Below are 8,149 nucleotides of genomic sequence, written 5' to 3' on the forward strand. Positions count from 1 at the left end.
CGACGGGCCAGCGCCGGTGGTACGCCCGTATCGGCGGCGGCTCACGGTGGCCGGGGTCCACGTCGCACAGTTGGTGGCCTGGCAGGCGGGTGCGGCGGCGGTGTTGGCCGCTACGCCGTACGGGGTGCCGATGACTGTCGCCGTGGCAGTGGCCGTGCTGGTGCTGCTGGCCCCGACGATGGTCCGCCGGCGCGGCCGGTGGCTCTATGAGTGGGTGGCGGTCTGGTGGGGTTTCCGGGGTCGCCGCCGGCAGCTCGCCGCCGCCGGGCCGGACGCCGCGTGGCAGTTGATGTCCCATGTGGAGGGCAGCGTCGAGCTGGACCAGGTCGAGATCGACGACCAGCCGGCGGTGCTGCTCACCCATCGGGGTGGGCTGAGTGCGGTGCTGGAGGTCGACCCGACCGAGGGCGCGCTGCTGATGGGGGCGCCGCAGGCCCTTCCGTCGCCGATGGCGCTGCTGCCCGCCGCCGACCCGAAGACGCCGCCGGTGGTGGTGCAGGTGTTGATCCAGGTCACCCCGGCGCCTCGGGTGGGTGCGGCGGCGGTGGACCGGGCGTACCGCGAGTTGACAGGCGGAAGCGTGCCGGCCAGCCGGCAGGCGTGGGTGGTGCTTCAGGCACCGCGTACCCCTGATTTTCATGCCGACCGCGACCTGCGGCCAGCGCTGACGGCGGCGATCCGGCGGACCCGGCGGCAGCTGCGCCACGACCGGGTGTCGGCGCGGTTGCTCAACCGCGACGAGGTGCTGGCCGCCGTCGCCACCCTGACCCACCTCAGCGGTACGACGATGGGCACGGACCGGCCCCTGGTCCGGGAGGGCTGGCGGAGCTGGTCGGCGCAGGGCACCCCGCAGAGCTGCCACCGGCTGCTCGACTGGCCGGACCGGGCGTGGGAGGTGGATGCGCTGCTGCGCGGCCTGCCGGCGGTGGCCGGCGTGGTGTCGATCGCGGCGGCTCGCCAGTCCGGCCGGCCCGGCGACGACGAGGCGGTGCTGGAGGTAGCGTTCCGGCTGATCGGGGCGGACGCCACCGGGCTGGCCGCCGCCGACCGGGCGCTGGTCGAGGCGGTCCGGGCACACGGTGGTCGCCTGCAACGCCTCGACGGCGAACACGCCCATGGCGTGGCCGCCACCCTCCCGCTCGGAGGTTTCCTGCGATGAACAGCGTCGCCTTTCCCGGCAGCCGGATCGGGCTGCACGTCGCCGACGGCGCCACCGTGGCCGGGCTGCGCCTGGCCGCTGGTGGCGGCGGGCTGGTGGTCGGTCGCAACCGGCAGCAGGAACCGGTGGGCCTGCGTATCTTCCGGGCCGAACCGACCCGGCTGATGCTCACCGGCGGGGTACGCGCAGCCGAACTGCTCGCCTTCCGGGCCTTGGCGCTCGGTGCCCGGATGTTCATCCAGACCGCCCGGGAGCAGGAGTGGGACGCCTTCCTGCGGCGCTGCGTCATCGGCCGGGAAATCGCCTCGTTCCTGCCACCCGGGGTGGCTCCCCCAATGCCGGCCACGCCCACCGAACCGCAGCTCGTGGTGGTCGACACCGGGCCGGTGACCGGGCCGGACACCAATCTGAGCGCGCCCTGGCGGGCCACCCTTGTGGTCCGCGACGACCTGGCCGGCTGGGACGTGGAGCTGCTGGTGCGCAGCGACATCGTGATAGTCCAGCGGCTCACCGAGTCCGAGGCCGCCGGGGCGGCGAACGCGCTCGGGCTGGTGAGCGTGCAGAGCTGGTTCACCCAGCTGCACCCGGAGATGGTCGGCCTGATCACCAAGGGCAAGGTGCAGTGGGTGATGCTCAGCATGACCGGCACCGAACGACAGCTCATCGGAGCGGTGGCCCGAGCCGGCTGAGTTGGCTTCTGACGATCGGGCAGGTCAGAAGGCGCGAGGTAGACCACGACCGTTGCCGCTTTGGTACATCTGGTGGCTGCCGCAGGGACACCGGCGGCGCTTATCCTCCGACGGTCTATCCCTCGGAGGCCGCACAGATGCAGCGAAGAAGAAGTACACGACTACTCACAGTCCCGGGCGTACTGGTCACCGCCACCGCGCTGACCCTGTCCGGTGGCACGGCGGCGTTCGCCGACCCGGTGCCGGCGACACCGTTCATCAGTGAGATCCACTATGACAACGCCGGCACGGATGTCGGCGAGGCGATCGAGATCGAGGCACCTGTCGGCTTCGACCTGACCGGCTGGCGGATCGTCCTCTACAACGGTGGCAACGGTGCGACGTACGGCGCCCGGACGCTTGCCGGCACGGTGCCCGACGCCGGTGTGGTGGTCGAGAACTACCCGGTCAACGGCATCCAGAACGGCGACCCGGACGGCGTCGCGCTGGTCTCCCCGACCGGCTCGGTGGCCGAGTTCATCACCTACGGCGGCACCTTCACCGCCGCCGGCGGCCCGGCCGACGGGATCGCCGGCACCGACATCGGGGTCAAGCAGTCCAGCACCACCCCGATCGGCCACTCGCTCCAGAAGATCGGCGGCAGCTGGCGCCCGCCGGCCCCGAACAGCTTCGGGGTACGCAACACCACGCCCGACCCGGAACCGGATCCGGAGCTGGGCTGCACGGTCGCCGTCGACCACACCATCGCCCAGGTCCAGGGCGCCGGTGCCGCCACGCCGGTGGCGGGCACCCGGGTGACCGTCGAGGGCATCGTCACCGCCGACCACCGCACCGGTGGCTACAACGGCGTGTACGTACAGACGGCGGGCAGCGGTGGGGACCGCCCGGTCGCCGCCGGCACCGCCTCGGACGGCATCTTCGTCTACCTGACCACGAACACCGCCAACCACCCGAGCGTCGCGATCGGCGACAAGGTCCGGGTCAGCGGCACCGCGAACGAGTTCAACGGGCTCACCCAGCTCACCATCGCCGCAAAGGGCGACGTGCAGGTCTGCGAGCAGGGCGCGCCGCTGCCCACCCCGGTTCCGGTGGAGTTCCCGCTGGCCGACGACGCCCGCGAGTCGGTCGAGTCGATGCTCGTCGCGCCGGTCGGCGCGTACACCGTCGCCGAGGTCTACAACACCAACCGCTACGGCGAGGTGGCGCTCGCGGCCGGCGACAAGCCGGCGCTGACCCCGACCGACCTGGCCCGTCCCGGCTCGTCCGAGGCGCAGCAGATCGCCGCCGCGAACAAGCTCGGTCGGGTCCTGCTGGACGACGGCAAGACCACCAACCTGGCCGCCGCCGGACTGCTGCCGCCGTACGTCTCCGCGGCCGCCCCGCTGCGGGTCGGTGACGCGGTGGAGGCGTTCGGGTCGTCGGTGCTGTCGTACGGCTTCAACGAGTGGCGGCTCCAGCCCACCCGCCCGGTCGACGCGGACACTCCGGCCGCCGGACGGACCACCTTCAAGGCCACCAACCCGCGTACCGCCGCCCCGGTGAACGTCGGCGGCGACCTGCGGGTGGCCAGCTTCAACGTGCTGAACTACTTCGTCCACTTCGGTGGCGACGCGCGTGGTGCCGCCGACGAGGCCGCGCTGGCCAAGCAGGAGGCGAAGATCGTCTCGGCGATCAGTGCGCTCGACGCCGACGTGGTCGCGCTCCAGGAGATCGAGAACTCGGTCAAGTTCAACGCGGAGGACCCGCACCAGGCGCTCAAGCGGCTGGTCGCCGCCCTGAACACCGCCGACGGCGCGGGCACCTGGGACTACGTGCGCAACCCGGCCGAGCTGCCCGGCCCGGCCCAGCAGGACGTCATCACCGGCGCGATCATCTTCAAGCCGGCCAAGGCGCAGCCGAAGGGCGCGTCGCGGTCGGTCAACGACGAGACCGTCTGGTTCAACGCCCGCGAGCCGATCGCGCAGACCTTCACCGCCGGCACCCTCGACTTCGTCGTGGTGACCAACCACTTCAAGTCCAAGAGCGGCGCGGGCACCGGCGACAACGCCGACACCGGTGACGGTCAGGGCGGTTGGAACGGCGACCGGGTCCGGCAGGCCACCGCGCTCGCCACCTTCGTCGACCAGGTGAAGGCCGACAGCGGCACCTCCGACGTGATCCTGCTGGGTGACTTCAACTCGTACACCCAGGAGGACCCGATGCAGGTCCTCTACGGCAAGGACTACCGCAACCTCAACGACACCGGGAAGACCAGCTACGTCTTCAACGGCGAGTCCGGCTCGCTGGACCACGCCCTGGCCACGCCGTCGCTGGCGTCGCGGGTCACCGGCGTCGACGTGTGGCAGATCAACGCCGTCGAGTCGTACGCCTTCCAGTACGACGGGCTGGCCGCGTTCTACGCGCCCGACCCGTACCGGGCCAGCGACCACAACCCGCTGGTGGTCGGGATCGACACCGGGTCCAGCCCGGTCGAGCTGCAACTGCTGAGCATCAACGACTTCCACGGCCGGCTGGAATCCCCGGCCACCGTGGGCGGTCAGCCGGTCGGTGGTGCCGCCCAGCTCGCCGGCCTGGTCGACCAGTTGCGTACGCAGAACCCGAACACCGCGTTCGTCTCCGCCGGAGACAACATCGGCGCCTCCACCTTCATCTCGGCGATCGACGACGACAACCCGACGATCGACGCGCTGAACGCGATGGGCCTGCTCGCCTCGGCCGTGGGTAACCACGAGTTCGACAAGGGCATCGCCGACCTGACCGGCCGAGTCACCGACCGGGCGGACTTCCCGCTGCTCGGTGCCAACGTGTACCGGGGTGACGACCGGGTGCTGCCGGCGTACTCGGTGAGCGATGTGGGCGGCGTCGATGTCGGTTTCATCGGCGTGGTCACCGAGCAGACCGGCTCGCTGGTCAGCCCGGACGGCATCGCCGGGCTCACCTTCCGCGACCCGGTCGCCGAGGCCAACCGCGTCGCCGCCCAGCTCAAGGACGGCGACCCGGCCAACGGCGAAGCCGACGTGGTGGTGCTGCTCACCCACGAGGGCGCCGCCACCGAGAACATCGACTCCGCTGAGGAGTTGGCGAACGACCCGGTCTTCGGCAAGTTCACCCGGGTCGACGCCACCATCGACGCCATCTTCAGCGGCCACACCCACCAGCCGTACGCCTTCGAGGTGCCGGTCCCCGGCACCGACAAGCTGCGTCCGGTGGTGCAGGCCGAGGACTACGGCAAGCGGCTGGGCAAGGTCACCCTGACGTACGACCCGGAGTCGGACTCGGTCACCGACGTCGACGCGTCCCTTGTCGACGTGGTCGGTGCGCCGCAGAACCCGGCGATCGCGGAGATCGTCGCCGCCGCCAAGGTGCGCGCGGAGGAGCTGGGCAAGCAGAAGCTCGGCGAGATCACCGCCGACATCCGGCGGGCTTACACCGACGGCAACGAGGATCGGGGCAAGGAGTCGGCGCTCGGCAACTTCATCGCCGACGTGCAGCTCGCCGGCACCGCCGACGCCGGCCGGGGCGGGGCGCAGATCGCGTTCATGAACCCGGGTGGCCTCCGGGCCGACCTGCTGTACCGGACCGACGGCACGGTGACCTACGCCGACGCCTTCGCCGTCCAGCCCTTCGCCAACGACGTGGTCACCAAGACCTACACCGGTGCCCAGCTCAAGCAGGTGCTGGAGCAGCAGTGGCAGCCGGCGGGCGCGTCCCGCCCGGTGCTCTGGCTCGGGGTGTCGAAGGGCTTCAGCTACACGTACGACCCGACCGCCGCCCAGGGCTCGCGGATCACCTCGATGAAGCTCAACGGCACGGCCATCGACCCGGCAGGCAGCTACCGGGTCACGGTGAACTCGTTCCTCGCCTCCGGTGGGGACAACTTCACCACCCTCGGCCAGGGCACCGACCGGACCACCACCGGCGACAACGACCTGACCATGCTGGTGAACTACTTCGCGGCGAACACGCCGATCACCCCGGACACCACGCCCCGGTCCACGGTCGGCGACGGTGCGCCGGAGGTGCCGGCGTGGGAGGTCGAGGTGCAGGCCAGCACGCGCTGCGTCGGCCCCAACGCGTTCCTCGCGGTGACCGCCCGCAACGCCGACGACGTGCCGCTCACCATCGAGATGGTCACGCCGTACGGGTCGCGTACGGTCGCCGACGTCGCGCCGGGCAAGTCCGCGTACCAGCAGTTCACCACGCGGGCCAAGACGGTGGCGGCGGGCACCTCGACGGTGAAGATCACCGGAACCGTCGACGGTGAGCCGGTGACCACGCAGGTCGAGGCGGCGTTCGCCGCGATCACCTGCGGCTGACCGCTTCGCGGTGGTGGTGTCCCGGCCGGGGCGCCACCACCGCCAGCCCTTCGCTTTCCCTGATCGTTCCTCTCTTTTGATCGACTTTTTCTCAACAGCAATGGAGCAGGTTCATGAGCACAACCACGCGCAGGCGTGTGTTCGCGGCGGTGGCTGCGGGCGTGATGGTGGCTGGTTCGGTGGCGTCGCCGGTGTGGGCGGAGCCGGGTGACAGTGCCGATGTCGAGGTGACTGTGGACATCGAGGAGATCCGGGAGCCGGGTGTCCTGGCCCTGTCGGTGGCCGGTGACTCGGTGGCGTTGGCCGAGGACGGGTCGACGCTGCTGGTGCGCCAGTTCGTGGGCACGTTGCCGACGGTGACGGTGACCGACACGCGTACCGCTGACGAGGTGCCGGCGGGTGCGGCGTGGGCGGTGCTGGGTTCGGCGTCGGACTTCGTCGGTGCCGCCGGTCAGGAGCCGATCGGCGCCGGTCACCTGGGTTGGCGGCCGAAGCTGCTCGACGGTGGCGACACCGGCCTGGTCAGCGAGGGTGAAGAGGTGGTGACAGTCGTCGACGAGCCCACCCAGCCGGGTAACAACGTGGGTCTGGTGGACCAGGAGTTGCTGGTCTCGACGTTCGACTCGGGCGCGGTGGCTGGTGGCGAGTACACCGTCAACGCTGAGTTGTTCCTGCGTACGCCGGCTGATGTCGCGGCGGGTGAGTATGCCTCGACGTTGACCCTGTCCCTGTTCGAGTGACACCCGTGGTGGGGGTCGCCCGGCCGGGCGATCCCCACCACGCCGTACCGAGGAAGCCGTCATGACCCGAACCCCGTCGCGGACGCTGCCGCGCCTGCTCGCCGCCCTGGTCGCCGTCGCCATCGCCGCACCGACCGTGCCCGCTGCCGCCGCACCGGCCGTGCCCGCCGCACCGCCGAAGGCGCTCGCAGCCGCCGCGCCGGCCCCTACGCCGACCGCGTCCGCTGCCGCAGATCCGGCCAAGCCGTCGGTGACCTGGTCGGTGCAGCCGGCCGACCAGAACGGCCCCGACGGACGCCGGTGGATCGAACGCACCCTCGACCCCGGCCAGGTAGTGACCGAGCACCTCGCGGTACGCAACTTCAGCGACTCGACGGTGGTCTTCTCGCTCAAGACGGCGGACGGCTACCTGACCGACAAGGGGCGCTTCAACATGCTCCCCTCGAACGAGAGGTCGGTGGACGGCGGCACCTGGATCACGGTGCAGGAAAAGGTCTCCGTCGGACCCAAGCAGACCACTGTGGTGCCGTTCACCATCACGGTGCCCGCCGACGCCAGCCCCGGCGATCACCCCGCCGGCATCGCGGCGACGGTCACCAGTTCCGGCGGCACGGTCGCCGTGGAGAGCCGGGTCGGCTTCCGGGTGATGCTGCGCGCCAGCGGGACGATCACCGCCAGCATGACGATCGACGACTTGACGGCCACGTACACGCCCTCCTGGAATCCCTTCGCCAGCGGCACCGTGAAAATCGGCTGGACCGCGACGAACACCGGAAACGTCTCGATGACCGGCGCCGGCCGGACCAGCGTCGCCGAGCTCTTCGGCCTGGTCGAACGGGACACCCCGACCGAGGTCGAGGAGATGCTGCGCGGCGGCAACCGTACGGTCGAGACCCGGGTAGGCGGGGTCTGGGGGCTGGGCCCGGTACGCACCACCGTCGAGGTGACGCCCGCAGTGCTTGGCGGCGACGCCACCGGCGCCGAGATCCGTACCGCCTCGGCCACCGTCACCACCTGGGCACTCCCCTGGGCGCAACTGATCCTCGTACTGCTCCTCGGCGCGCTGGCGTTCGCCGCCCGTACCGTCGTCCGTCGACGCCGGCAGCGGCTCGCGCAACTGCTGGACAAGGCCCGCGAGGAGGGACGCGCCCAGGCCCGCGAAACTGGGCGGGAGGCTGTGCGTTAACAGGGGGCCCCTCCTATACACGAGGCGTTAGTAGGGGGCCCCTCCTTGCACCTTGGGGT

The 8,149-nt window shown here is 71.1% G+C and carries 5 protein-coding genes; all 5 read left to right on the forward strand.

From position 1 onward, the window contains the following. The coding region (gene eccE, locus C1I93_RS25850) for a type VII secretion protein EccE (protein ID WP_111245889.1) at positions 1-1,159 on the forward strand (1,159 nt) is incomplete at its 5' end. Then, a complete protein-coding gene (locus C1I93_RS25855; protein ID WP_111245890.1) occupies positions 1,156-1,848 on the forward strand; it encodes a hypothetical protein in 693 nt (230 codons plus the stop codon). The genes eccE and C1I93_RS25855, both read left to right, overlap by 4 nt. A gap of 137 nt (positions 1,849-1,985) precedes the next feature. Then, positions 1,986-6,164, forward strand: coding sequence for an ExeM/NucH family extracellular endonuclease (locus C1I93_RS25860; protein ID WP_181445328.1), 4,179 nt, complete (start codon positions 1,986-1,988; stop codon positions 6,162-6,164). 113 nt (positions 6,165-6,277) lie between these two features. Beyond that, on the forward strand, positions 6,278-6,904 hold the full coding sequence (locus C1I93_RS25865) for a hypothetical protein (RefSeq protein WP_111245891.1): 627 nt from the start codon (positions 6,278-6,280) through the stop codon (positions 6,902-6,904). A 61-nt stretch (positions 6,905-6,965) separates the two neighbouring features. Then, complete coding sequence (locus tag C1I93_RS25870; protein WP_223256772.1) at positions 6,966-8,090, forward strand: DUF916 domain-containing protein; 1,125 nt, start codon at positions 6,966-6,968, stop codon at positions 8,088-8,090. Positions 8,091-8,149 lie beyond the last annotated feature (59 nt).

Origin of the sequence: Micromonospora endophytica (assembly GCF_003236305.1) — a bacterium.
GTDB classification, from domain to species: Bacteria; Actinomycetota; Actinomycetes; order Mycobacteriales; family Micromonosporaceae; genus Micromonospora; species Micromonospora endophytica.